The organism is Streptomyces sp. NPDC094032, from assembly GCF_040303965.1.
In the GTDB taxonomy this organism is placed as follows: domain Bacteria; phylum Actinomycetota; class Actinomycetes; order Streptomycetales; family Streptomycetaceae; genus Streptomyces.
In genome coordinates this window covers 14,263-40,072 of sequence record NZ_JBEOUE010000011.1, presented here as the reverse complement: position 1 = coordinate 40,072, position 25,810 = coordinate 14,263, and the positions used below count along the sequence as shown (strand labels likewise).

At 73.1% G+C, this 25,810-nt stretch carries 21 protein-coding genes and 1 pseudogene; 15 read left to right on the top strand and 7 right to left on the bottom strand.

The genetic code is table 11. From position 1 onward, the window contains the following. Positions 1-49 precede the first annotated feature (49 nt). Together ABTZ54_RS35715 and ABTZ54_RS17440 are read right to left on the bottom strand one after the other, a co-directional pair. Positions 50-244 (bottom strand): annotated as a pseudogene (locus ABTZ54_RS35715) (aldo/keto reductase); the annotation flags it as partial. A 74-nt stretch (positions 245-318) separates the two neighbouring features. Further along, complete coding sequence (locus tag ABTZ54_RS17440) at positions 319-633, bottom strand: hypothetical protein (protein WP_351663790.1); 315 nt, start codon at positions 631-633, stop codon at positions 319-321. 286 nt (positions 634-919) lie between these two features. Between ABTZ54_RS17440 and ABTZ54_RS17435 the strand changes: the two genes are divergently transcribed. Together ABTZ54_RS17435 and ABTZ54_RS17430 are read left to right on the top strand one after the other, a co-directional pair. Next, positions 920-1,405, top strand: a complete 486-nt coding sequence (locus ABTZ54_RS17435; RefSeq protein ID WP_351663788.1) for a protein-tyrosine phosphatase family protein — start codon at positions 920-922, stop codon at positions 1,403-1,405. A 204-nt stretch (positions 1,406-1,609) separates the two neighbouring features. Then, positions 1,610-2,080 (top strand): PH domain-containing protein, encoded by a 471-nt coding sequence (locus ABTZ54_RS17430; RefSeq protein ID WP_351663786.1) that lies wholly within the window; start codon positions 1,610-1,612, stop codon positions 2,078-2,080. Positions 2,081-2,097: 17 nt separating this feature from the next. Here the strand turns inward: ABTZ54_RS17430 and ABTZ54_RS17425 are convergent, their stop codons facing one another. Beyond that, complete coding sequence (locus ABTZ54_RS17425) at positions 2,098-3,057, bottom strand: GlxA family transcriptional regulator (protein WP_351663784.1); 960 nt, start codon at positions 3,055-3,057, stop codon at positions 2,098-2,100. Positions 3,058-3,173: 116 nt separating this feature from the next. Between ABTZ54_RS17425 and ABTZ54_RS17420 the strand changes: the two genes are divergently transcribed. From ABTZ54_RS17420 to ABTZ54_RS17380, 9 genes are all read left to right on the top strand, one after another. Then, entirely contained in the window at positions 3,174-3,818 is a 645-nt protein-coding gene (locus ABTZ54_RS17420) for an MBL fold metallo-hydrolase (RefSeq protein WP_351663782.1), read from the top strand. Positions 3,819-3,899: 81 nt separating this feature from the next. Beyond that, positions 3,900-5,165 (top strand): phage baseplate protein, encoded by a 1,266-nt coding sequence (locus ABTZ54_RS17415; protein ID WP_351663780.1) that lies wholly within the window; start codon positions 3,900-3,902, stop codon positions 5,163-5,165. Positions 5,166-5,254: 89 nt separating this feature from the next. Further along, on the top strand, positions 5,255-5,719 hold the full coding sequence (locus tag ABTZ54_RS17410) for a hypothetical protein (protein WP_351663778.1): 465 nt from the start codon (positions 5,255-5,257) through the stop codon (positions 5,717-5,719). A 39-nt stretch (positions 5,720-5,758) separates the two neighbouring features. Continuing rightward, positions 5,759-6,679 (top strand): oxygenase MpaB family protein, encoded by a 921-nt coding sequence (locus ABTZ54_RS17405; protein ID WP_351663765.1) that lies wholly within the window; start codon positions 5,759-5,761, stop codon positions 6,677-6,679. Further along, positions 6,661-8,967, top strand: coding sequence for a serine/threonine-protein kinase (locus ABTZ54_RS17400; protein ID WP_351663763.1), 2,307 nt, complete (start codon positions 6,661-6,663; stop codon positions 8,965-8,967). The genes ABTZ54_RS17405 and ABTZ54_RS17400 overlap by 19 nt, the downstream gene beginning before the upstream one ends. A 65-nt stretch (positions 8,968-9,032) precedes the next feature. Continuing rightward, positions 9,033-10,598, top strand: coding sequence for a phytoene desaturase family protein (locus ABTZ54_RS17395; protein ID WP_351663761.1), 1,566 nt, complete (start codon positions 9,033-9,035; stop codon positions 10,596-10,598). Positions 10,599-10,766: 168 nt separating this feature from the next. Beyond that, a complete protein-coding gene (gene tdh / locus ABTZ54_RS17390; RefSeq protein ID WP_351664251.1) occupies positions 10,767-11,795 on the top strand; it encodes an L-threonine 3-dehydrogenase in 1,029 nt (342 codons plus the stop codon). Between the two features lie 44 nt (positions 11,796-11,839). Continuing rightward, positions 11,840-13,039: a glycine C-acetyltransferase gene (locus ABTZ54_RS17385; protein ID WP_351663759.1), complete on the top strand. Its 1,200-nt coding sequence runs from the start codon at positions 11,840-11,842 to the stop codon at positions 13,037-13,039. Between the two features lie 4 nt (positions 13,040-13,043). Then, complete coding sequence (locus ABTZ54_RS17380; RefSeq protein WP_351663757.1) at positions 13,044-13,949, top strand: LysR family transcriptional regulator; 906 nt, start codon at positions 13,044-13,046, stop codon at positions 13,947-13,949. Between the two features lie 30 nt (positions 13,950-13,979). On the opposite strand, the gene ABTZ54_RS17375 is transcribed toward ABTZ54_RS17380, so the two are convergent. Beyond that, on the bottom strand, positions 13,980-15,803 hold the full coding sequence (locus tag ABTZ54_RS17375) for a serine hydrolase domain-containing protein (RefSeq protein ID WP_351663755.1): 1,824 nt from the start codon (positions 15,801-15,803) through the stop codon (positions 13,980-13,982). A 172-nt stretch (positions 15,804-15,975) separates the two neighbouring features. Between ABTZ54_RS17375 and ABTZ54_RS17370 the strand changes: the two genes are divergently transcribed. The 3 genes from ABTZ54_RS17370 (at position 15,976) to ABTZ54_RS17360 (ending at position 19,817) form a co-directional block, all read left to right on the top strand. Further along, positions 15,976-17,085 (top strand): NAD(P)H-dependent flavin oxidoreductase, encoded by a 1,110-nt coding sequence (locus ABTZ54_RS17370; RefSeq protein ID WP_351663753.1) that lies wholly within the window; start codon positions 15,976-15,978, stop codon positions 17,083-17,085. A gap of 5 nt (positions 17,086-17,090) precedes the next feature. Further along, positions 17,091-18,632 (top strand): acyl-CoA synthetase, encoded by a 1,542-nt coding sequence (locus tag ABTZ54_RS17365; protein ID WP_351664249.1) that lies wholly within the window; start codon positions 17,091-17,093, stop codon positions 18,630-18,632. A 78-nt stretch (positions 18,633-18,710) separates the two neighbouring features. After that, on the top strand, positions 18,711-19,817 hold the full coding sequence (locus ABTZ54_RS17360) for a calcium:cation antiporter (RefSeq protein WP_351663751.1): 1,107 nt from the start codon (positions 18,711-18,713) through the stop codon (positions 19,815-19,817). Here the strand turns inward: ABTZ54_RS17360 and ABTZ54_RS17355 are convergent. Then, the gene (locus tag ABTZ54_RS17355; protein WP_351663749.1) at positions 19,807-22,311 is read right to left on the bottom strand and encodes a penicillin acylase family protein; all 2,505 of its coding nucleotides are present in this window, start codon (positions 22,309-22,311) and stop codon (positions 19,807-19,809) included. The genes ABTZ54_RS17360 and ABTZ54_RS17355 overlap by 11 nt on opposite strands. Before the next feature lie 88 nt (positions 22,312-22,399). On the opposite strand from ABTZ54_RS17355, the gene ABTZ54_RS17350 reads away from it, so the two are divergent. Then, positions 22,400-23,920, top strand: a complete 1,521-nt coding sequence (locus tag ABTZ54_RS17350; RefSeq protein WP_351663747.1) for a fatty acyl-CoA synthetase — start codon at positions 22,400-22,402, stop codon at positions 23,918-23,920. 18 nt (positions 23,921-23,938) lie between these two features. Here ABTZ54_RS17350 and ABTZ54_RS17345 read toward each other — a convergent pair whose 3' ends face one another. Next, positions 23,939-24,319: a VOC family protein gene (locus ABTZ54_RS17345; protein ID WP_351663745.1), complete on the bottom strand. Its 381-nt coding sequence runs from the start codon at positions 24,317-24,319 to the stop codon at positions 23,939-23,941. Positions 24,320-24,342: 23 nt separating this feature from the next. Next, on the bottom strand, positions 24,343-25,632 hold the full coding sequence (paaK, locus tag ABTZ54_RS17340) for a phenylacetate--CoA ligase PaaK (protein WP_351663743.1): 1,290 nt from the start codon (positions 25,630-25,632) through the stop codon (positions 24,343-24,345). Positions 25,633-25,810 lie beyond the last annotated feature (178 nt).

Sequence of the window (25,810 nt, the reverse complement as noted above, 5' to 3'; positions counted from 1 at the left end):
ACACCTTGGTGGCCAGGACGTAGGAGTCACGAGGATGCGCCGAAAGCACCTCGCCCCAGGCTTCCTCCGCCGCCCCCCGGCCGTACACATTGGCCGTGTCGAAGAAGTTGATCCCGGCGTCGAACGCCGCCTCCGTACAGGCCCGGGTCGCGTCCGCCTCGACGCCGCCGGAGTAGGTGAGCCAGGAACCGAGCGAGATCTCGGAGACCTCCAGGCCCGAGTCGCCCAGCTTGCGGAACCGCATGGGGTACTTCCTTTCGCAACGGAAGAAACGCACACATCCTCAAGCGCCCAACCTAGGCGGTGCCTTGCGAGGGATCAGGTATTCGCGCGAGCCGGGCTCGTGCGAGGCACCGGCGTCTGCCCGAGGGCGATGAGGAGGAGCCCGGCGAGCAGCAGCGCGTTCCCACCGAAGAAGCGGACCTCCCAGGAGACGCCCGGCAGGTTCCAGAAGTAGAGGAGACCCTGAAGCGACAGGGACGCGCCGACGAGGACGGCACCGAGCCCGTGCCGCCGAGGCCTGGTGACCCGCCGCCGCGCCACGGGCAGGACCCACCCCACCCGAAGCGTCACGACCCCCGCTCCGATCGCGAGAAGCCCCAGGAACACGTTCACTCCCACCAGCCACACCATGCGTCTCTCCACTCCGATCGACCAGAACCCCGGAACGGGAACACGACCCCGCTCCGACGACACCCCATCGTCACCGACCCGTCGACCACCCGACCATGCCGATACCCGGCAGCGTCCGGGCCTTCCCGCTGCCGTCCGTGCTCTGCACGATGGTTTCGGCGTACGGGCATGGGCAACGTCCATGCGACCGTGTTTCAAAGCCGCGTACTGGGTGCTGCGGCGGTGCTCGGCCAGCAGCGTCAAGCAGAGAGGGGCGCAAGTGAAGACACGTCAGAGGGGCCGTGGCGTGCCAGAGCCGCATGCCCCCTGGAACGAGGTCGTGCCAGGTCTGTGGATGGGCGGTCACCACTGGACCGATGCCTCGGGTGAAATTCGTCCGGCGGTCGTTGGTGACGAGTTCGGCCTGGTCATCAGCCTGTACACCCGCCCCGGTCACGGACCCGCCCCGGGCATCGACCACCTGGTCGCCGAGATTCCTGACGGTCCGCTCGTCGCCGCACAGATCCGCACGGTCCAGCAGCTCGCCCGCACCGCAGCCAGGGCTGTCCAGGACGGGCACACGGTTCTGGTTCGTTGCAACGCCGGCTACAACCGCTCCGGCCTTGTCATCGCGCAGACGCTCGTCGACCTCGGTCACGAAGTGCCGACGGCCATCGACGTCGTCCGACAGAAACGATCCCCGTCGGCCTTGAACAACAGGCTCTTCGAGGAGTACCTCAACGCCGGCCTCGGCGTCGCCTGTCTGCTCGCGGACCTGGACACGCTCACCTGACCCGAGCAACCTTCTGGGCGCCGGACGAGTCTGTGGAGGAAACGGAGTTCGTGGAGAGTGGGGCGTGGTGGACGAGTTGCTGGTGAAGGCAGTGGCGTGGGCTGCTCGTGGGGTGGGGCTGGCTCTCGACTACGTCAATCTGCGCGCCGGCGTCGATGGATTCCGCCGGGATGCCCGGCGGAAGCACCGCTGATGGTCCCGGTCATGGAACCCGCCTCCGCTCGGCCGGTGCCTGCCCGCACGTTCTACAGTGCGGGGCAGCGCGTCGCGCTCATCGTTGGGGGCAGCGTGTTCGCCCTCATGGGAGCCCTGGCGTGGTTCAACGACGTCGACGCCGTCGGCATGGTGCTGTACACCGTGGCCGCCGCGATGGGTGTCTGGCTAGCCGTCCGTGGTGGCATGGTCGGAGTGAGGGTCGACGCGAAGGGTGTCACCGAGCGGGGGCTCGGGCGCTCGCGTACCGTCGGGTGGTGTTCGGTGCGTGATGTCGTCGCCGCTGGTCAGGGTGCCGGGCCGCTCGCGACCAGCTTCCCCGTGCTCGTGCTCGACGACGGCGCCGAGCTCTCGTTGCAGGCCGTCGCGACCTACTCGTCCTCCACCGCCCAGGAATATCTGCGCTACATCACCACCGCGCGCGCCGCTCACCGCGCTGCCTGCCGGAACTGCTCCGCCTGACGCGAGCTGGAGCGAGGCTACCGCGTCCGCGTGAACGAGCGCCGGTACGTGCGTGGGGGGACGCCGCGGCGGCGGACGAAATGGTCGCGGAGGACGGAGGCGCTGCCGTAGCCGACGCGGCGGGCTATCTCCTCCACCGGGAGGTCCGTGGTCTCCAGGAGCTCCTCCGCGCCGCTCAGGCGCAGTTCGCGCAGCCAGGCGTGCGGGGTCGTGCCCGTGGCGGCGGTGAAGCGGCGGGCGAAGGAGCGCTTGCTCATCATGGCGCGCCGGGCCAGCTCCGCGACCGGCATCGGCTCGTGCAGATGGGCCCGGGCCCAGCCGAGGACCTCGGCGAGCCGCTCGTCCTCGCCGTCCTCGGGGACGGGCGCCGCCAGGAACTGCGCCTGCCCGCCGTCGCGGTGCGAGGGCAGCACCATGTCCCGCGACACCGCGTTGGCGAGGGCGGCACCGTGCTCCCGCCGCAGCAGGTGCAGACACAGGTCGAACCCGGCCGCCGCCCCCGCGCCCGTGACGATCCGCCCCTCGTCCACGTACAGGGCGTCCGGTTCGACGTCGACCAGCGGGTGCCGGCTCGCCAGCAGGTCGGCGAACCGCCAGTGCGTGGTGGCCCGGTGGCCGTCCAACAGCCCCGCCGCGGCCAGCGCGAACGTGCCGACGCAGTGCGCCGCCACCACCGCGCCCCGCTCGTACGCCGCCGACAGCGCCTCCAGCACGGCGGGCCCCGGCGGCGTGCGGAACCCGGCCCCGGGCAGCGCGATCACGAGATCCGCGGCCGCCAGCCGGTCCAGGCCGCCCGCGACCGTCAACGGCACTCCGAAGTCGGTCGGCACCGGCCGGTCGGGGCGGTCCGCGCACAGCGTGAAGTCGAAGCCCGGGACGTCCTTCCCGTGCGGACCGAACACCTCGGCCACGATGCCGACGGCCAACATGCCGACGCCGGGCGGGGCATAGGCGGCGACGGTACGGAACGGGGGCATCCGCGCAGTCTGGCACAGGGGGCGCGGGGCGGCGCCGAGAGCTTTGGCAGATTTCCTGCGGTCAGTGGCATCCGTGCCACTCGTGGGCGTTCCGTGTGGTCGGAATGATCGTGGTCATGACGAACAGCACGCAGATCACCCCCGCCGCGCTCCCCACCCCCGCCCCCAACGAGGCCGCCACCCTCTCCCGTACCGCCGTCTACACCGTCCTCACCACCGGCTACACCCTCTCCACCGGACCCGGCGTCGCCGCCACCGTCTCCTACGTCTCCGACGGCGACCGGCATGTCGTCGTCGACCCCGGCATGGTCGCGAGCCGCGACCGGATCCTCGGCCCGCTCGCCCGGCTCGGGCTCGGGCCCGACGACATCACCGACGTCGTGCTCAGCCACCACCACCCGGACAACACCATGAACGTGGGCCTGTTCGGGCGGGCCCGGGTGCACGATCACAAGGCGATCTACGCGGCCGACCAGTGGACCGACCGGGACGCCGAGGGGCATGAGATCAGCCCGGCCCTCCGGCTGATCCGCACCCCGGGCCACAGCCCCGAGGACATCACCCTCCTCGCGGGCACCGCCGACGGCGTCGTGGCCTTCGTCGGCGACCTGTGGTGGCGCCCCAACGGCCCCGTCGAGGACCCGGTCGCCCCCGACCACGACCTCCTGCGCAGCTCCCGCCTGCGCGTCCTGGCCGCCACCGACGTGATCGTCCCCGGCCACGGCGCCCCGTTCGCGGCCGACGAGAGCGCCCCGCTCTGAACGGCCCCGCTGCGAAGGTTTGACAGACTGACGCGGTTCCGATCACCAGGAACACCCGAACCAGCCCGAGGAGCCGTGCCGTTGAGCGTCACCATCGCAGGACAGATAGACATCGCGGGCCCGGTGGGCAAGCTGCTCCACCGCCGCCCGCTCTGGAACGGCACGGTCATGCAGTCGTTCGGCATCGACCCCGTGTCCGGTGACATCTTCGTGCTCCAGGTCATGGAGGACAGGGTCCAACTGCCCGGCGAGTCCGCGCCCGTTCCGTACGACACCCGCAAGACCAACGGCGACCTGTGCCTCACCCGCCTCACCGAAGCCGGTGAGCTGTCCGGGCACATGTACCTGCGCGGCTTCGGCCACGGTGTCAGCCTCGGCGTGGAGAACCGCGACGGGACCATCTGGCTCTGGACCGAGACCGCGTCCCTTCCCAACTCGAAGAACGAGGGCTACGGCAGCGCCGTCACCAGCTTCACCTACGCCGACGGGGACGTCGTCACCTACGGCACCACCCGGCACACCACGCCGTACACGCCCGACCCGGCGGCCCGCTTCATCACCCCCACCATCGACCGCGGCACGGGCGAACTCGTCCTTCGCTTCTCCCTGAACGGGACCCACTGGCAGCGCTACGACCTCGCCAAGGCCGCGGCCGGAGTGTGGGAGCCGGTCCAGCGGCTCACCCCCGCCCTGCCGAGCGCCGTGTTCCAGGGCTATGCCTCCCACGCCGGCGTCCTGTACACGCTCCAGGGCGAGGCCTACTCGGCCACCAACCCGCTGCCGGGCAACACGTACCTCACCGCCTTCGACTGGGCCACCGGCAACCTGCTCGACCGGCAGTTCAGCGTGGCGGCGCCCGGCCTGGAGTACCGCGAGCCCGAGGGCATGGCCGTCTCCGTCCGCGGCGGCGTCCCGCAGCTCCACTTCGGCTTCGCCTGCGAGGACCCCGGCCCGCGCACCTGCACCATCGTGACGCTCTCCGGGGCCCCCGAGACCGACGGCGTCAAGGTGCTCACCGACTGGCAGCCGATCACCCTCGCGGCCGGGGTGAGCGTCGACCAGAACGCCCCCCGGGGCCGCCTGATCAGCATCGCGGGCACCACCACGCTCCAGCTGAGCGGCGGGGTCAAGGGCAGCTTCGACGCCGACACGGTCATCGGGCACCTGCCCGACTCCCTCACCCCGAGCGTGACCGCCCGCGCCAACGTGCCGCGCAACAACGACGGCGGCTACTGCGTCGCCCGCGTCGAGGCCGGGACCGACCGCGAACTGCGCCTGTTCGGCGGGCGTACGGGCAACGCCATCACCTGGGCCCAGCTCGACAGCTTCAGCGCCGCCTGGCGCTAGAGCCGGGCCAGGCCGTCACCCAGGCCCAGCCCCGCCACTCAGCCCCGCCGTCCCGCCCGCCCCGCCCCGTCACCCACAGGAGCACTCACATGTCCCAGACCTCCCAGAACCGCCGCAGTATCCTCGGCGCCGCCCTCGCCCTGCCCGCCGCGCTCACCGTCGGCGGGCTCGTCACCGCCGCCCCCGCGGCCGCCGCCCCCGGTGGCGTCGAGGCCGGCGAGTGGACCGATCTCGTCCTGGAGCCCACCGTCACCGCGACCGCCGGGGCGACCCCGCAGGTCCGCCTCGTCACGATCGCGGGCACCACCTTCCTCCAGGCCCGCGGCCAGGTCACCGGCTCCTTCACCGCAGACATGAAGATCGCCACGCTGCCGGCCGCCCTCGCCCGCCCGACCTGGTACGTGCGCGCCACCGCGCCCCGCAACAACAGCCAGGGCATCAACTCCTGCCGCTTCGAGATCAACCCGGCGGGCTCGGTCACGGTCTACGGCGGCAACGCGGGCAACCCGATCACCTGGGTCCAGTTCGACTCCGTCCAGGCGATCTGGCGCTGACCCGTCGACCCCGGGGGCCGGCCCGCCTAGCCTGAATCCATGCGAGCCACCGGTACGACTCCGGGCGCCGACCCCGGACTCTTCGGCCCCCGGTCGGTCACCTGGCAGCTGCACGGCGACCCCGTGATGTGGATCGGCGGGGTGCGCGCCCTGTACCTCCAGGCGCTGCACCCCGCCGCCATCCGCGGCGTGATGGCCCACAGCGACTTCCGCGAGGACGCCTGGGGCCGCCTGCTGCGCACCGCCCGCTTCGTCGGCACGCTCAGCTACGGCACCACGGAGGCGGCCGAGGCCGCCGGGGCCCGGGTGCGGAAGATCCACCGGCTGCTCGGCGTGGACGCCCCCGAGCTGCTGCTCTGGGTGCACTGCGCCGAGATCGACTCGTACCTCCACGTCGTACGCCGCTCCGGCATCCCCCTCACCGACGCCCAGGCCGACCGGTACGTGGACGAGCAGCGCGTCGCCGCCCGGCTCGTGGGGCTCGACCCGGACACCGTGCCCGGGACGGTCGACGGGCTACGGCGCTACTTCGACGGCGTCCGCCCCGCGCTGGCCGCGGGCGAGGACGCGCGGGTGGTCGACGACTTCCTGCGCGCGCCGCCCGTCACGCCCGCGCTCGTGCCCGCGCGCGAGGCGGTCTGGCGGCGCGTGGCAGCACTCGCGTACGACTCCCTGCCTCCGTACGCCCATGAGCTGTACGGGCGGCCCGCGCCGCCCCCGGAGACCGTCACGCACCGGCTCACCGCCACGGCCAATCTGCTGCGCTGCCTGCCGGACAGGCTCCGCTGGCGGCTGCCCCCGCGGCACATCCTGCGGGCGATGGAGCGGCTCGGCGAGGACACCCGACCCGCGCCGTACAGTCTGCGCGCCGAGGCCGCCATACTGGACCGGCCGGGCCCGGAGGGGCACGGCCACGGGGCAAACGGGGGCGACAGCACGCGATGGCGGAGACCAGGCTGATCCAGGGCCGGTACCGGCTGCACGAGGTGATCGGCCGCGGCGGCATGGGCGAGGTCTGGCGGGCGACCGACGAGGCGCTCGGCCGGCGCGTCGCGGTCAAGTGCCTCCGGCCGCTCGGCCCGCAGCGCGACCCGGCGGCGCTCACGGTGCTGCGCGAGCGCTTCCGCCGCGAGGCGCGGGTCGCCGCCGCGCTCCAGCACCGGGGGATCACCGTCGTGCACGACTTCGGCGAGTCCGACGGCGTGCTCTTCCTCGTCATGGAGCTGCTCGACGGGCGCAATCTGAGCCAGCTGCTCGGCGACAACGGCAAGGACCCGCTCCCCGTCGACGAGGTCGTCGAGATCGCCGGGCAGGTCGCCGACGCGCTCGCCTACACCCACCGCCAGGGCGTGGTGCACCGCGACCTGAAGCCCGCCAACATCGTGCGGCTCGGCGACGGGGCCGTGAAGATCTGCGACTTCGGGATAGCGCGATTCGCCGCCGAGACGGGCATCACCTCGCGCCTCACCGGCACCGGCATCGCCATGGGCACCCCGCACTACATGTCGCCCGAACAGATCGGCGGCGGAGGCGAGATCGACCACCGCAGCGACCTGTACTCGCTGGGCTGTGTGCTGTACGAGATCGCCACCGGCGTCCCGCCCTTCGACCTGGAGGACACCTGGGCCGTCCTGGTCGGCCACCGGGACACCACGCCCGCGCCCCTGCGCAGTCACCGCCCCGAACTGCCGGCCGCCCTCGACCTGCTTGTCCTCGACCTGCTGGCCAAGGCACCGGAGGCCCGCCCGTCGGACGCCACCGAGATCCGCGCCCGGCTCGCCCCGGGCCGCACCGCCCCGCCCCCGCCGCGCGCCCTCCCCGGCTGGGCGGGCGGGATCACCACCGGCCGCCGGGCGACCACCACCTTCGTGGCGGCGCCCACGGCCGCGTACGACCCGGCGTCGGCGCTGACGGGGGAGTGGACCCGGGCCACCACGGCGATGCCCGGACCGCTGGGGAGCCCGGCGACGGGCACGGTCGTGCCCCCGCGCCCGCACCTTCCCGGGGCCGTGTCCGCGTCCGCGTCCGTCGAGAGTCCGCCCCCGGCCTCCGCGCAGACCTCCGCCCCCGGCCACGACCACAGCACCCTGCCGGGCACCGGCCCCCTCCCCTTCCCCCTGCCCGCCTCCGCCCCCGCCCCCGTCCCCGCGTCCGAGCTCCTCGCCGTCCTCGCCGGGCGGCACCGCGCCGGGCTCGGGCTCGGGCGGCTCGGGCGCTGGGACGAGGCCGCCGAGGTGCACCGGACGGTGGTACGGGACCGGGGCCGGGTCCTGGGCGCCGACCACCCCGACACTCTGGCCAGCCGCTACGAACTGGCCTTCGCCCTCGCCCGCTCGGCCCGTCACGCCGACGCGCTGCGCGAGTTCGGCGGGGTCTCCGAGGGGCGCGCCCGCACCCTCGGCACCGACCACGCCGACACCCTCGCCGCGCGCCAGGAGACGGCGTACGTCCTCGGCGGGCTCGGCCGCCACGCCGAGGCGCACTCCGTGTACGCGGCGGTGCTCGACGCGCGCGAGCGCACCATGGGCCAGGAGCACCCCGACACCCTGCGCTGCCGGCACAACCTGGCCTTCACGCTCGGCCGTCTCGGCCGGCTGCCGGAGGCGTACGCGACGGCCCGCGAGGTCGCCGACGCCCGCGCCCGGCTCCTGGGCGCCGCCCACCCCGACACGCTCGCCACCCGGCACGAGGTGGCCCACCTCCTCGGCCGGCTCGGGCGCTGGGCGGACGCGCTGACCCAGTACCGCGAGGTGGCCGACGCCCGTGCCGCCGCTCTCGGCGCGGACCACGCCGACACGCTCGCCGCCCGTTACGAGGCGGGCATCTGCCTCGGGCGGCTCGGGCGCGCGGAGGAGGCCGCCGGGCTCTACCGGGAGCTCGCCGGGGCCCGCGCCCGGGCGGTCGGGCCCGAGCACCCGGAGACGCTGCGGGCCCGGCACGGCCTCGGCGTGAGCCTGGGCCGGCTCGGCCGGTGGGAGGAGGCCCTGGCCGAGGCCCGCGCGGTGTGCGGGCTGCGCGCCCAGGTGCTGGGGCCCGACCATCCCGACACGCTCGTCAGCCGCCGCGAGATCGCCATCGGCCTGGGCTGGCTGGGCCGCCACGACGAGGCCCTGGACGAGTACCGCCACGTCGCGGAGACCCGCACCCGCACCCTGGGCGCCGCCCACCCCGACACCCTCGCGGCCCGCGCGGACGAGGCCCATTGCCGGGAGCGCGGGGACCGCAGGGGGCGCGGCGACCACCGGTAGCGCAGAGGGCGGTCACCGGCGGCCGCCCTCTGTTCGCACCGCCCCCGGAGGTGCTAGCAAGGGGCATGACCGCACAGCGCTCGTACGACGCCGTCATCGTGGGCGGCGGGCACAACGGCCTCGTCGCCGCCGCCTACCTCGCCCGCGCGGGACGCCGCGTCCTCGTCCTCGAACGGCTCGGCTCCACGGGCGGGGCCGCCGTCTCCACCCGGCCGTTCGCCGGGGTGGACGTCCGCCTGTCCCGCTACTCGTACCTCGTCTCGCTCCTGCCGGAGAAGATCGTCCGTGAGCTCGGGCTGCGCTTCGCCGTCCGGAAGCGGTCCGTCTCCTCGTACACCCCGTACGGCGACTCCGGTCTGCTCGTCGGCGGCGACGGGGACCGCACCCGGGCCTCCTTCGCGGCGCTCACCGGCTCGGACCGGGAGTACGAGGCGTGGCGCGCGTTCTACGGGCGCACGGAGCGGGCCGCGCGGCGGATCTTCCCGACGCTCACCGAGCCGCTGCCCGACCGGGCGGGGCTGCGCGCCCGGGTCGACGACGACGCGACCTGGGAGATGCTCTTCGAGCAGCCGATCGGCGCCGCCGTGGAGCGGGCCTTCGCGGACGACCTGGTGCGCGGGGTGGTCCTCACCGACGCCCTGATCGGCACCTTCGCCGACGCCCACGACCCCTCCCTCCTCCAGAACCGCTGCTTCCTCTACCACGTCATCGGCGGCGGCACCGGCGACTGGGACGTGCCCGTCGGCGGCATGGGCGCCCTCACCGACGCCCTCGCCGACGCGGCCCGTTCGGCCGGGGCCACGATCCTCACGGGGCACGAGGCCACCCGGATCGACACCGACGGCGCCCGCGCCGAGGTCTCGTACCGCACCGCCGACGGCGAGGGCGTCGTCGGGGCCGGGCACGTCCTCGTGAACGCCTCCCCGCAGGCCCTCGCCGCGCTCCTCGGCGACCCGGCCCCGCCACCGGCCGAGGGCGCCCAGCTCAAGGTCAACATGGTGCTCACCCGGCTTCCGAGGCTCCGCGACCGCGCCGTCGACCCCCGCGAGGCGTTCGCCGGCACCTTCCACATCGCCGAGGGCTACCGGCAGTTGGCGACCGCGTACGCCGAGGCCGCGAGCGGCCGGCTGCCCGCCGCCCCGCCCGCCGAGATCTACTGCCACACCCTGACGGACCCGAGCATCCTCGGCCCGGAGGCCGCCGCCCGCGGCTACCAGACGCTCACCCTGTTCGGACTCCACGCGCCCGCCCGGCTGTTCGCGGCCGATCCCGACGGCGCCCGCGAGACGCTCCTGAAGGCCACCCTGGACCAGCTCGACGCCTGCCTCGACGAGCCGCTCGCCGACTGCCTGGCCCGCGACGCCGACGGCCGCCCCTGCATCGAGGCGAAGAGCCCGCTCGACCTCGAACGGGAGCTGCGGCTGCCCGGCGGGCACATCTTCCACCGCGATCTCTCCTTCCCGTACGGGGTGGAGGGCGACGGCCGCTGGGGGGTGGAGACCGCGCACGCCAACGTCCTGCTGTGCGGCGCGGGCGCGGTCCGCGGCGGCGGGGTGAGCGGGGTGCCAGGACACAACGCGGCGATGGCGGTACTGGAGGGGCCGGGGGGTCGCGCGGGCGCGCGGGGTTGACGCGGAGGCGGCCTCCACCGGCGGCGTGAAGCTGATCTGCGAGTGCGCTTAAGAAATCCTCGATGGACCATGGGCTCCAGGTACGGAAGATTCTCTTCCAGGGATCTTGGGTGCTTCGCCGCGCCCGGACCCGCACATCACAGGACGCGTACGTCGGGAGCCGTGACATTGAAGGCGCTGGTCAAGCAGAAGGCGGAGCCGGGACTCTGGCTCATGGACGTTCCCGAGCCCGAGATCGGTCCGGGTGACGTACTGATCAAGGTCAAGCGGACCGGGATCTGCGGGACCGACCTGCACATCCGCTCCTGGGACGGCTGGGCGCAGAAGACCATCGCCACGCCGCTGACCCTCGGGCACGAGTTCGTCGGCGAGGTCGTCGAGACCGGCCGCGACGTCGCGGACATCGCCGTCGGCGACCTGGTCAGCGGCGAGGGCCACCTGGTCTGCGGCAAGTGCCGCAACTGTCTGGCCGGCCGCCGTCACCTGTGCCGCGCCACCGTCGGCCTCGGCGTCGGCCGGGACGGCGCGTTCGCCGAGTACGTGGCCCTGCCCGCGTCCAACGTCTGGGTGCACCGCGTCGACGTCGACCTCGACGTGGCCGCGATCTTCGACCCCTTCGGCAACGCCGTCCACACCGCGCTGTCCTTCCCGCTCGTGGGCGAGGACGTGCTGGTCACCGGCGCGGGCCCGATCGGCATCATGGCCGCCGCGGTCGCCAAGCACGCCGGCGCGCGCCATGTGGTCATCACCGACGTGAGCGAGGAGCGCCTCGCCCTGGCCCGCAAGACGGGCGTCTCGCTCGCCCTGAACGTCGCCGAGCAGACCATCGCCGACGGCCAGCGCATCCTCGGCCTCAAGGAGGGCTTCGACGTCGGCCTGGAGATGTCCGGCAACCCGCGCGCGATGCGCGACATGGTCGCCAACATGACCAACGGCGGCAAGATCGCCATGCTCGGGCTGCCCAGCGAGGACTTCTCCGTCGACTGGGCGAAGATCGTCACGTCCATGATCACCATCAAGGGGATCTACGGCCGCGAGATGTTCGAGACCTGGTACGCCATGTCCGTGCTGCTGGAGGGCGGTCTGGACCTCGCCCCGGTGATCACCGGCCGCTACGCCTACACCGACTTCGAGGCCGCGTTCGACGACGCCGCCTCCGGCAAGGGCGGCAAGATCATCCTCGACTGGACCGTCTGACCCCGGACCGACGTCCTCCCGTAGACCTTCAGGAGCTGCACTCCATGTTCGATTCCGTACGCGACGACCTCCTCGCCACCCTCGAAGAGATCAAGCAGGCCGGCCTCCACAAGCCCGAGCGGGTCATCGGCACCCCCCAGAACGCGACCGTCGCGGTCACCTCGGGCGGCCGCCCCGGCGAGGTGCTCAACTTCTGCGCCAACAACTACCTGGGCCTCGCCGACCACCCCGAGGTGATCGCCGCCGCCCACGAGGCGCTGGACCGCTGGGGCTACGGCATGGCCTCCGTCCGCTTCATCTGCGGCACCCAGGAGGTGCACAAGGAGCTGGAGGCGCGGCTGTCCTCCTTCCTGGGCCAGGAGGACACGATCCTCTACTCGTCCTGCTTCGACGCCAACGGCGGCGTCTTCGAGACGATCCTCGGCCCCGAGGACGCCGTCATCTCCGACGCCCTCAACCACGCCTCGATCATCGACGGCATCCGCCTCTCCAAGGCCCGCCGCTTCCGTTACGCCAACCGCGACATGGCCGACCTGGAGCAGCAGCTGAAGGCGGCGGACGAGGGCGGCGCGCGGCGCAAGCTGATCGTCACCGACGGCGTCTTCTCCATGGACGGCTACGTCGCCCCGCTCGACGAGATCTGCGACCTGGCCGAGCGCTACGACGCCATGGTCATGGTCGACGACTCGCACGCCGTCGGCTTCGTCGGCCCCGGCGGCCGCGGCACCCCCGAGCTGCACGGCGTGATGGACCGCGTCGACATCATCACCGGCACCCTCGGCAAGGCACTCGGCGGCGCCTCCGGCGGCTACGTCGCGGCCCGCGCCGAGATCGTCGCCCTGCTGCGCCAGCGTTCGCGCCCGTACCTGTTCTCCAACACCCTCGCCCCGGTCATCGCCGCCGCCTCCCTCAAGGTCCTCGACCTGCTGGAGTCCGCCGGAGACCTGCGCGAGCGCCTCAACGCCAACACGGCGCTGTTCCGCTCCCGTATGACCGAGGCGGGCTTCGACATCCTCCCCGGCGACCACGCCATCGCCCCGGTCATGATCGGCGACGCCGCCGAGGCGGGCCGGATGGCCGAGCTCCTCCTGGAGCGCGGGGTGTACGTGATCGGCTTCTCGTACCCGGTCGTACCGCAGGGCGCCGCCCGTATCCGCGTGCAGCTGTCGGCCGCCCACTCCACGGACGACGTGCACCGCGCGGTGGACGCGTTCGTCGAGGCCCGGGACGCCCTGCGAAACTAGGGGCATGATCGAAGCGCGGCGGCTGCACATCCTCCGGGCGGTGGCCGACCACCGTACCGTCACGGCGGCTGCCGCCGCGCTCTACCTCACCCCCTCCGCGGTCTCCCAGCAGCTCGCCGCCCTGGAGCAGGAGACCGGCCACCGGCTGGTGGACCGCAACGCCCGGGGCGCCCGGCTCACCCCGGCCGGCGAGATCCTGCTGAGCCACGCCAACGCCGTCCTGGCCCAGCTGGAACGGGCCGAGGCCGAGCTCGCCGCGTACGGCTCTGGCGAGGCCGGTACGGTGACGGTGGCCGCGTTCGCCACCGGCATCGGCCTGGTCGTCGCCCCCGCCATCGGCTCCCTCGCCGCCACCTCGCCCGGCATCCGGGTCCGGGTCCAGGACGCCGAGGGCGACGAGAGCCTGCTGATGGTCCTGGACCGGCAGGTGGACGTGGCGGTCGCCGTCGAGTACCGCGGCGCGCCCGGCGAGGACGACGCCCGCCTGACCCGCGTCCCGCTCTACGCGGAACCCTTCGACGCGGTCCTCCCCCCGCTCCACCCGCTCGCCGGCCACGATCTGATCGCCCTCGCCGACCTGGCCAAGGCCTCCTGGATCGGCCAGTCCGCCGGCAACCCCTGCCACGACGTCACCGTCCTGGCCTGCGAATACGCCGGCTTCGCCCCGGCCTTCGCGCATGTCTCCGACGACTTCCGCGCGGTCGTCGCCCTCGCCGCGGCGGGCGCGGGCGTCGCCCTGGTCCCCCGCTCGGCCCTGCGCGGCACCGACCTCACCGGCGTGGTCGTCCGCCCGGTGGACGGCGTGGCCCCCACCCGCCGCGTCTTCGCCGCGGTCCGCCGGGGCGCCGAGGACCACCCGCTGATCCACCCGGTGCTCATGGCCCTGCGCGAGGCGGCGGGGCGGCCGTAGGCCTGATCCGGCGCGCGGGCCGGACCCGCTCTAGTCCTCCGCCCGCACCCACCCCGCCGCCTCGATCCGCGCCCCGTCCGCCGGGCGCGCCTCGTCGAAGAGGGGGCGCCCGGAGGTGTCCAGGAGGCGGAGGGTGTCCACGTACACGCCCCGGCCGACGTAGCGGCGGTCCGTCGTGTAGCGCCAGCGGAGGTGGACGGGGGGCTGCGGCGTGGCGAGGTCCGCTGTGACGGTGTGCCAGGTGCGGCCGGACCAGCCGGTCGCCGTGCCCGTGGGGTGGGGGCCGGCCGTGGTGGTGAAGGGCAGGGGGTGCCAGGTGGTGCCGCCGTCGGGGGAGGTCTCCAGGTGGGCGGCGTCGGTGCCGGGCTCGGTGTCCCACCAGAGCGCGCAGGTGAGGCGGGCGGCGCCCGGGACGGCGGGCAGGGTGAGGGTGGCGGTGGTGTCGCTCGCCATGCCGGAGAACCACGCCGTGCGCCCGCGCGCCGGGCGGACCGGTACGGCGCGCGCCAGGTGGTCGGCGGCGGCGACGCGCGGGGCGGAGCCGGAGCGCCAGGTGCGCACGGGGTGGACGGAGTTGCCGAGGACGATGAGGAAGGAGTCCGTGGTGGGGTCCAGGACCAGACTGGTGCCCGTGAAGCCGGTGTGGCCCGCGGTGCGCGGGGTGGCCAGCGCGCCCATGTACCAGTGCTGGTAGAGCTCGAAGCCGAGGCCGTGCTCGTCGCCGGGGAACGCGGTGTTGAAGTCCGTGAACATCAGCTCCACCGATGCCGGGGAGAGGATGCGCGCGTCGCCGTACGCCCCGCCGTTGAGCAGGGTGCGGGCGAGGACGGCGAGGTCCCAGGCGGTGGAGAACACCCCGGCGTGACCGGCGACCCCGCCCATGCCGTACGCGTTCTCGTCGTGGACCTCGCCCCACACCATCCCGCGGTCGAGCCCGGACCAGGGCGCCCGGGCGTCCTCCGTGGCGGCGATCGAGGGGCGCCAGGAGAGCGGGGGATTGAAACGAGTGCGGTGCATCCCGAGTGGAGCGGTGATCTCGGTTTGGAGCAGTGCGTCCAGAGTGTGACCGGTGATCTCCTCCAGGATGAGCTGGAGCGTGATCAGGTTGAGGTCGGAGTAGAGATAGACCGTGCCCGGCGGATTCGCCGGCACCTCGTTCCACAGCAGCCGCAGCCGCCCCTCCCGCGTCGGCTCCTTGTAGAGCGGGATCCAGGCGCGGAAGCCGGAGGTGTGGGTCAGCAGCTGACGGACCGTGATGTCCCGCTTCCCGCCGCCCCCGAACTCCGGGAGGTACGCCGTGACCCGCTCCTCCAGGACCAGCGCGCCCCGCTCGATCTGCCGCACCGCCAGGATCGAGGTGAACAGCTTGGAGACCGAGGCCAGGTCGAAGACGGTGTCCTCGGCCATCGGGATCTGCCGGTCGGCCGGCAGCTCGACGCCGGTGTCGGTCTTCTCGTCGTACGCCGCATAGCGCACCGCCATCCCGATCGGCCGGTGCAGCGCGACCGTCCCGCCCCGCCCGGCCAGCAGCACCGCGCCCGCGTACCAGGGGTGCTTGGGGGAGGGGCGGAGGTACGACTCGGCGTCGGTGACCAGCCGGTCCAGGTGGTCGGGGAGGAGCCCGGCGCGTTCGGCGGAGCCGTGCCGCAGGGTGGTGCGCCGGGCGCGACCGGCCTCGGGGCCCCCGTCGCCCGCACCCCCGTCGCCCACGCCCCAGCCGCCCGACCCCGGGCCGGGCGTGGCCGACGCCCCCGGCACCGTACCGATCATCAGCGCACCTCCCAGGGCGAGGGCTCCGCCGCCGAACGCGCGACGGCTCGGACCCCGGCTCCCTCGACTCGACTCCTCCGTCATGCCCACCCTCTCCTACCGCACCCTGAAAGAAAACTTCGGCCACTCCGGCAAGATCTGAAACTTTCCTACCGGAGGTGGGGCGCGCACGGGAAGGACGCGGCATCCCAAAGAATCTGACACTGCATCAGAAAATCTCTTCCCTCGGCGGGACCACTGCGGCATCCTGCCGCCCATGCAGACGGAGCTGAGTCGCACCCTGGGGATCGAGCACGCCATCTTCGGCTTCACGCCCTTCCCCGCGGTGGCCGCCGCCATCACCAGAGCCGGCGGGTTCGGCGTCCTCGGCGCGGTCCGCTACACCGCCCCCGAGGACCTCGCCCGCGATCTCGACTGGATGCAGGAGCACACCGACGGGCTGCCCTACGGCCTCGACGTCGTCATGCCCGCGAAGAAGGTCGACGGGGTCAGCGAGGCCGACGTCGAGGCGATGATCCCCGAGGGGCATCGCGCGTTCGTCCGCGACACCCTCGCCAAACACGGCGTCCCCGAACTCGCCGAGGGCGAGGCCTCCGGCTGGCGCATCACCGGCTGGATGGAACAGGTCGCCCGCAGCCAGCTGGACGTCGCCTTCGACTACCCCATCAAACTCCTGGCCAACGCCCTCGGCTCGCCGCCCGCCGACGTCGTCGAGCGCGCCCACTCCCACGGCGTCCTCGTCGCCGCCCTCGCCGGCAGCGCCCGGCACGCCCGCCACCACGCCGACGCCGGCATCGACGTCGTCGTCGCCCAGGGGTACGAGGCGGGCGGCCACACCGGCGAGATCGCCTCCATGGTCCTCACCCCCGAGGTCGTCGAGGCCGTCTCCCCGCTGCCCGTCCTCGCCGCCGGCGGCATCGGCAGCGGCGAGCAGATCGCCGCCGGGCTCGCCCTCGGCGCCCAGGGCGTCTGGCTCGGCTCCCTCTGGCTCACCACCACCGAGGCCGAGATGCACTCCCGCGCCCTCACCGCCAAGCTGCTCGCCGCGGGCTCCGGCGACACCGTCCGCTCCCGCGCCCTGACCGGCAAGCCCGCCCGCCAGCTCCGTACCGAGTGGACCGACGCCTGGGACGACCCCGCCGGACCCGGCACGCTGCCCATGCCGCTCCAGGGGCTGCTCGTCGCCGAGGCCGTCTCCCGGATCCAGAAGTACGAGGTGGCGCCGCTGCTCGGCACGCCCGTCGGCCAGATCGTCGGCCGGATGAACACCGAGCGCAGCGTCCAGCAGGTCTTCGACGAGCTGACCAGCGGCTTCGAGAAGGCCATCGACCGGATCAACCGCATCGCCGGAAGGAGCGCGCAGTGACGGAGATGCCGAACGGATTTTGGTCCCAGGCCGCCGCCGAACCCGATCGCACGGTCCTGATCGCCCCCGACGGCGAGAAATGGACCGCGGGACGCCTGCTCGCCGACGCCAACCGGCTCGTCCACGGGCTGCGCGCGGCCGGGATGGAGCGCGGCGACGCCTTCGCCGTCGTCCTGCCCAACGGGGTCCCCTTCCTCACCGCCTACCTCGCCGCCGCCCAGGCCGGCTTCTACCTCGTGCCGGTCAACCACCACCTGGTCGGCCCCGAGATCGCCTGGATCGTCTCCGACTCCGGCGCCAAGGTCCTGATCGCCCACGAGCGCTTCGCCGAGGCCGCCGGCCAGGCCGCCGACGAGGCGGGGCTGCCCGCGAGCCACCGGTACGGGGTCGGCGAGCTCCCCGGCTTCCGCCCGTACGCCGAACTCCTCGACGGGCGGCCCGAGTCGGCGCCCGCCGACCGCACCCTCGGCTGGGTGATGAACTACACCTCGGGCACCACCGGAAGGCCCCGCGGCATCCGCCGCCCGCTGCCCGGCAAGCTGCCCGAGGAGACCTACCTCGGCGGCTTCCTCGGCATCTTCGGCATCCGCCCCTTCGACGGCAACGTCCACCTGGTCTGCTCGCCGCTCTACCACACGGCCGTGCTCCAGTTCGCGGGCGCCGCCCTGCACATCGGGCACCCGCTCGTCCTCATGGACAAGTGGACCCCCGAGGAGATGCTGCGGCTCATCGACGCCCACCGCTGCACCCACACCCACATGGTGCCCACCCAGTTCCACCGGCTGCTCGCGCTGCCCGAGGAGACCAGGAACCGCTACGACGTCTCCTCCATGCGGCACGCCATCCACGGCGCCGCGCCCTGCCCCGATCACGTCAAGCGGGCGATGATCGCCTGGTGGGGCCAGTGCGTCGAGGAGTACTACGCGGCCAGCGAGGGCGGCGGCGCCTTCGCGACCGCCGAGGACTGGCTGAAGAAGCCCGGCACCGTCGGCCGGGCCTGGCCGATCAGCGAACTCGCGATCTTCGACGACGACGGCGTCAGGCTGCCGCCGGGGCAGCTCGGCACCGTCTACATGAAGATGAGCACCGGCGCCTTCCGCTACCACGGCGACGAGGCCAAGACGGCGTCGAGCCGCATCGGGGACTTCTTCACCGTCGGCGACCTCGGCGTCCTCGACGAGGACGGCTACCTCTTCCTCCGCGACCGCAAGATCGACATGATCATCTCGGGCGGTGTGAACATCTACCCCGCCGAGATCGAGGCCGCGCTCCTCGCCCACCCGGCCGTCGCCGACGCCGCCGCCTTCGGCATCCCGCACGCCGACTGGGGCGAGGAGGTCAAGGCGGTCGTCGAGGCGGCGGAGGGCCACGAGCCGGGACCGGAGCTCGCCGCCGAGATCCTGGCCCACTGCGAGAGCCGTCTCGCCGGATACAAACGTCCCAAGTCCGTGGACTTCATCACGGTCATGCCCCGCGATCCCAACGGCAAGCTGTACAAGCGCCGGCTCCGCGATCCGTACTGGGAGGGCCACGACCGCGCGCTGTGACGGAGCCTGACCTCCTGTCAGATGTGCGAGCACGCGGCGCACGGAGGACGATCCTCCCTTTATGGCAGGATTCAGGGCATGAGTTCGAGCACGGCAGCACTGACACGACAATGGACCACCTGGGGGCCGATCGTCGCCGCGGTGGGTCTCGCCCTCGGCTGGGGACGCGACCTGCCCGGCTTCGCGGTGGCCCTCATCACGGCCTGCCTCTTCGCCGCGGTGCTCGCCGCCGTCCACCACGCCGAGGTGATCGCCCACCGGGTCGGCGAGCCCTACGGGTCACTCGTCCTCGCGGTCGCCGTCACCGTCATCGAGGTCGGACTGATCGTCGCCCTGATGGCCGGCGGCGGCGAGAAGACCTCCACGTACGCCCGGGACACGGTCTTCGCCGCCGTGATGATCACCTGCAACGGCATCGTCGGCGTGTCGCTGCTGGTCGGCGCGCTGCGCAACCGCGTCGCCGTCTTCAACGCCGAGGGATCCGGCGGCGCGCTCGCCACCGTCTGCACCCTCGCGACGATGACGCTGGTCCTGCCGACCTTCACCACCAGCCAGCCCGGCCCGGAGTTCTCCTCCGCCCAGCTGGCCTTCGCCGCCGTCTCCTCGCTCTGCCTGTACGCGGTGTTCGTCGGCGTGCAGACGGTCCGGCACCGCGACTACTTCCTGCCGGTGCCCAGGCCCGGCCAGGACGGCAAGGAGTCCGAGGACGACCACGCCGACCCGCCGAGCTCCCGCGAGATGTGGATCAGCCTCGGACTGCTCGTGGTCGCCCTCGTCGCCGTCGTCGGCAACGCCAAACTGATCTCGCCCACCATCGAGGACGGCGTCCAGTCCGCCGGCCTGCCGAAGGCCGTCGTGGGCGTCGTCATCGCCATGATGGTGCTGCTCCCCGAGACCCTCGCCGCCGTGCGCGCGGCCCGCCGGGACCGGATGCAGACCAGCCTGAACCTGGCCTACGGCTCCGCCATCGCCAGCATCGGCCTGACCATCCCGGCCATCGCGCTGGCCTCCATCTGGCTCTCCGGCCCCCTCGTCCTCGGCCTGGGCCCCCTCCACATGGTGCTGCTCGTGCTCACCGCCGTGGTGAGCGGTCTGACCGTGGTGCCCGGACGGGCCACGCTGCTCCAGGGCGGCGTCCATCTCTCGATCTTCGCCGCCTTCGTGTTCCTGTCGTTCAGTCCCTGACGACCACGATCCTCAGCTCCGGCGAGCGCAGGATGTCCCGCTCGCAGAAGCGGGAGGTCACCCAGCGCTCGCCGGAGTACAGCGCCGTCTGGTCGCTGTAGTGCGGCGAGCGCGGGTTCGAGGACTGGGAGTACGTCAGCAGGGTGCGGGCCACCGGGCAGCGCCCGCCGTCCCAGCCCACCGCCTGGACATGGCTGGTGCCGTGCGCGACTTCTGTGTAACCGCCGCCCGCCGGATTCCACACGGGCTCCGTCTTGTTCCAGACGCCCAGCGACTCGGTGCCGCCGCCCACCGGGATCCGCACCCCGTTCCGTACCACGAACTGGTGCTGTCCCAGCGGCGCGTCCAGGGCGATCCCCGCCGTCCGCAGCTCGGCCACCGCGTCCGTGAGCGCCTTGGCGAAGGCGGGCGTGGCGGTGTTCAGGGTGTTCGGGGTGGCGACCGGATCGGCCGCCGAGAACGGCACCTTCCACTGCTCGGCCTGCGGAGCCGTGGCGGTGAACCTCCGCCAGAAGCGGTCGAAGAGCAGCGCGCCCCGGCTGCCCGCGTCCATCGTGCGGTCCCAGGCGCCGAGCACCCGGCACGGCTCCGGGTCGTCGGGCAGGACCGCCGCGCAGGCCCGCGCCATGTCGGCCGCCGCCAGATCGCCGGCGGGCGCGCGGTCCGCGAACTGCTGGCGCTGGAGGTCGGCCACGGTCAGACCGCCGCGCTCCGCCATGGCCGCCACGTCCTCGACGGCGCCTCGGGTGCGCAGCGAGCGCGGGGTCCCGACGGTCCCGAAGATCCGCTCGTAGCCGGTGACCGGACGCTCGGCGTTGGCCAGCCAGGCGCTGTCGTTGGAGTTCTCCACGTACGGGGCGTCCCGCAGCACCGGCATCCGCGCGGGCCCGAAGACCCCGGGCTGCACCGCGTCCGGGTCCGAGCCGAGCGCGCAGTCGGCGCGCGAACCGTCGAGGACCGCCACCCCGGAGGCCGGGTAGGTGGCGCGGCCGAGCGGGGTGGAGCAGCGCTGGGCCAGCTCGTCGGTGATCCTCGGCAGCAGTTGCGCCTGGGTGAACAGGGTGTGGCCCGAGGAGTCCGCGGCGATCGTGTTCACCCACGGCAGGCCCTGTGTGCGCCGCAGCGTGTCGGCCAGGCCCTGAGTGGAGCGGGACCGGGCGAAGCCGAGCGCGGTGTCGGAGGCGCGCAGATTGGCCGCGTTGGGGTCGTTGAGGGCGAAGGCCGTCGTCGCCGTCCACGGGAGCGGCAGTTGCGGGCCGAGCCCGGAGACGACCGGCCCGTACCGGGTCCACCACTGGGTACGGGTGACGGGGGCGCCGTCCTTGACCGGGACCGTGACCGTGCGCGGCGTCATCCGCTCGGGCCTGCCGTCCACCAGGTACGCGGTGGGGTCGGCCGGGTCGAGGGTGAGCTGGTGCAGGCTGAGCGGCACGCCGGTGGCGACGGTGTGGCTCCAGGCCACCTTGTCGTTGAAGCCGATGCTGACCGGGACGGTGCCGAGCAGGGAGGCGCCGGAGACATTGAGCTCGCCGGGGATCGTCTGCTGGGACTGCCAGAAGCGCCGGCCGCCCTGCCAGGGGTAGTGCGGGTTGCCGAGCAGCAGCCCGCGCCCGTTCGCCGTGGTGGAGCCCTGGAAGGCGACGGCGTTCGAGCCCATGGTGGCGTTCTCGGCCGCGAACAGGGCACGGGCCGCCTCGGCCGTGTGCTCCGGGTCCGGGGTGGCGGAGGCGGTGGCCCCCACGACGGCCCCAGCGGTGGCTCCAGCGGTGGCCCCCGCGACGGCCCCCGCGACGGCCCCCGGCGCGGCGGCGGGCGGCTTGGCGGCGGTGATGCCGTCCGCCGCACGTCCCTGGCCGCCGAGCACGGAGACCGCCCAGCCGCGCCGCGCCACGTCGAGCTCCGTGACCGGACGGACCCAGTCGGCGCCGGCGCAGGCCGGGTCGGTGACCCGGTTCTTGCGCAGCCACGCGTTGTACCCGGCGGCCCAGCCGCGCATCAGTTCCCGGGACTGCCGGCTGGGACCGGCCGGCGCGGGTGTGGCGAGCAGCGCCTCGACGGTGCCCGCGTCCTTGGCGCCCTGGAAGAACAGGTCGCTGGAGAGGTTCCGCGCCGCCGACGAAAGGGACCCGTCGGGCGCGCCGTCGGCGCCGAAGAAGCGCGAGCGCTCGCCCGCCACGGTCACGAAGCCGTCGGCGAGGACGCAGACCTGGTCCGCGGCCTGCGCCCAGCCGGTGCCGAAGCCGAGGTTCGCGTAGTCCTTGGCCACGATGTGCGGGATGCCGTACTCGGTGTAGCGGATGACGGCCGACAGGCCCCGGTCCGAGGGGTGGTGGCCCCGGTCGTCGCTGTCGGCGACGGCCGCGGCGGGCAGCGAGGCGGTGACGGTGGCGAACGCCGCGCCGACCAGCGCCAGGCGTCTCAACCGGGCGGGGAACAAAGTGCGGAAGTGCAAGGTGCCTCCCAACGGGCGTGAACAGCATGCGGGTTGGGCCATGCACTCAGCTGAGCGCTTGCTTTGTCAACATCCTGTTCGGTATCCGGGTACTTGACCGAAGGCCGCGCCCCGCCCAGGATCTGCCTCCATGGAACGAGGACCCGACCGCGACCTGCTCACCCTCACCGTCGACGGCGTGCTGCGCGAGAGCGCCCGCCGCGTCCCCGACCGGACCGCGCTGCGCTACGCGGACCGGACCTGGACCTACGCCGCGCTCGACGCCGCCGTCTCCACGGCCGCCGCCGTCCTGCGGGACCCCGACGGCGCCGCCCTAGCGGCGGGCGACCGGGTGGCGACCTACGCCCACAACTCGGACGCCTATCTGATCGCGTTCCTCGCCTGCGCCCGGGCGGGCCTCGTCCATGTGCCGGTCAACCACCACCTCACCGGCGAGGACCTCGACTACGTCCTGCACCAGTCGGGCAGCGCGCTGGTGCTCGCCGACCCGGCGCTCGCCGGGCGCGTCCCTGAGGACTTCCCCGTACGGCCCCTACGGGACGCGCCGGACTCGCTGCTCGGGTGGCTCGCCGACCCGCGGCCGTACGACGCCGACCGCGACCCCGGCGACCTCGTACAGCTGCTCTACACCTCGGGCACCACCGCCCTGCCCAAGGGCGCGATGATGACGCACCGGGCCCTGGTCCACGAGTACGCCAGCGCGATCGACGCCCTCGATCTGGGCCCCGACGACCGGCCGGTGCACTCGCTGCCGCTCTACCACTCGGCGCAGATGCACGTGTTCCTGCTGCCCTACCTCGCCGTGGGCGCCGAGAACACCATCGTCGACGGACCCGACCCGGCGGTCCTGTTCGACCTGGTCGAATCCGGCCGCTGCGACAGCCTGTTCGCCCCGCCGACCGTCTGGATCGGGCTCGCCAACCACCCCGGCTTCGCCACCCGTGACCTCGCCGCCCTCGCCAAGGCCTACTACGGCGCCTCGATCATGCCCGTACCCGTCCTGGAGCGGCTCCGCGACCGGCTGCCCGGGCTGCGCTTCTACAACTGCTTCGGCCAGTCCGAGATCGGCCCGCTCGCCACCGTCCTCGGCCCCGACGAGCACGAGGGCCGGATGGACTCCTGCGGCCGCCCGGTCCGGCACGTCGAGGCGCGGGTCGTCGACGAGGAGGGCGAGGACGCACCCGACGGAACCCCCGGCGAAGTCGTCTACCGCTCACCGCAGTTGTGCAGCGGCTACTGGGACAAGCCCGAGGAGAGCGCGGCGGCGTTCCGCGGCGGCTGGTTCCACTCGGGCGACCTGGCCGTGCGCGACGCCGAGGGCTATCTCACCGTGGTCGACCGGGTGAAGGACGTCATCAACTCCGGGGGCGTCCTCGTCGCCTCCCGGCAGGTCGAGGACGTCCTCTACACGCACCCGTCGGTCGCCGAGACCGCCGTCGTCGGCCTCCCGGACGAGCGCTGGATCGAGGCCGTCACCGCCTTCGTCGTCCCGCGCGGCCAGGTCACCGAGGCCGAACTCCTCGCGCACGCGCGGGAGAGGCTCGCCCACTTCAAGGCACCCAAGAGGGTGCTGTTCGTGGACGAGCTGCCCCGCAACGCCAGCGGAAAGATCCTCAAGCGCGAGCTGCGCGACCGCTTCGGGGCCGCGTGACGGACGGACCGGCCGGCGTCAGCCCCCGCGGGTCTCCAGGACACAGAGGATGTTGCCCTCGCTGTCCTTGAACCAGGCACCCCGCATGTCGTCCGACTCGACCACGCCGTCGACCGTCTTGATGCCGGGCAGGTCGTAGTCCTCGAAGGCCACGCCCTTGGAGCGCAGCTCCTTCATCTCGGCATCGAGGTCGGCCACCTTCCAGCTCGCCAGGGTGTGCTGCGCCTGGCCGCCGTAGGGGGTCTCGTACAGGCCGATCATCGTCCCGCCGGTCTCCAGCATCACGTCCTGCGGCGAATCCTTGGTGACGGTGAGGCCGAGGGTCTCGGTGTAGAAGCGCTTCGCGCGGGCCATGTCGTTGACCGGAATGATCGCGGCTATGGGGGAGTCCGACAGCATCGCAACCACCTCCTCCCTCCAGGCTACGCGCCGTTCCGGAGGTCCACGATCCGCCTGATCTTCCCCACCGAGCGCTCCAGCGTCTCCGGGTCGACCACCTCCACGCCCACCGAGACCCCGATGCCGTCCTTGACCGCCGCCGCGATGGCGCGGGCCGCCTCCCGGCGCTGGTCGGGGGTGGCCTCGGGGCGCGCCTCGGCCCGTACGGTCAGGGCGTCGAGCCGCCCCTCGCGGGTGAGCCGGAGCTGGAAGTGGGGGGCGACGGCGGGGGTGCGCAGGACGATCTCCTCGATCTGGGTGGGGAAGAGATTGACCCCGCGCAGGATCACCATGTCGTCGCTGCGTCCGGTGATCTTCTCCATGCGGCGGAAGACCCGCGCGGTGCCCGGCAGCAGCCGGGTGAGGTCCCGGGTGCGGTAGCGGATCACCGGCATCGCCTCCTTGGTCAGGGAGGTGAAGACCAGCTCGCCCTCCTCCCCGTCCGGCAGCACCTCGCCGGTGATCGGGTCGACGACTTCCGGAAGAAAATGGTCCTCCCAGATGTGGAGGCCGTCCTTGGTCTCCACGCATTCCTGCGCCACGCCGGGGCCCATCACCTCCGAGAGCCCGTAGATGTCGACGGCGTCGAGGGCGAAGCGCTCCTCGATCTCCCGGCGCATCTCCTCGGTCCAGGGCTCCGCGCCGAAGATGCCGATCTTCAGCGAGGTGGTCCGCGGGTCGATGCCCTGGCGCTCGAACTCGTCGAGCAGGGTGAGCATGTACGAGGGCGTGACCATGATGATCTCGGGCCGGAAGTCCTGGATCAGCTGGACCTGGCGGGCGGTCATGCCGCCGGAGGCGGGGATCACCGTACAGCCGAGCCGCTCGGCCCCGTAGTGGGCGCCGAGGCCGCCGGTGAACAGGCCGTACCCGTAGGCCACGTGCACCTTGTGCCCGGGGCGGCCGCCGGCGGCGCGGATGGAGCGGGCGACGACGTCGGCCCAGGTGTCCAGGTCCCGCTCGGTGTAGCCGACCACGGTGGGCCGGCCGGTCGTCCCGCTGGAGGCGTGGATGCGGCGGATCCGCGACTGCTCCACGGCGAACATGCCGAAGGGGTAGTGCTCGCGCAGATCGGTCTTGGCGGTGAACGGGAAGCGGGCCAGGTCGGCGAGGGTGCGGCAGTCCTCGGGGCGCACCCCGGCCTGGTCGAAGGCCTGCCGGTAGAACGCCACGTTCTCGTAGGCGTGCCGCAGGGTCGCGCGCAGCCGTTCCAGCTGGAGCGCCTCCAGCTCGTCGCGTCCGAGTCGCTCGCCCGCGTCCAGCAGCTCGCTCATGTGCGCCACTCCCTCGCCCTCGCGTACCAACCGCCATCCGTAGTAAAACGGACGACCGATCATTCGGTTGATCTTCCGGGTTCAGTAAATCCGGCGGCCCCCGGGGGTTGGCAAGGGGTGCGGACGGATTTTCTCCACTCGCACCGGGGGCGTCTTCCCGCAGGTCACGGACGTCTGC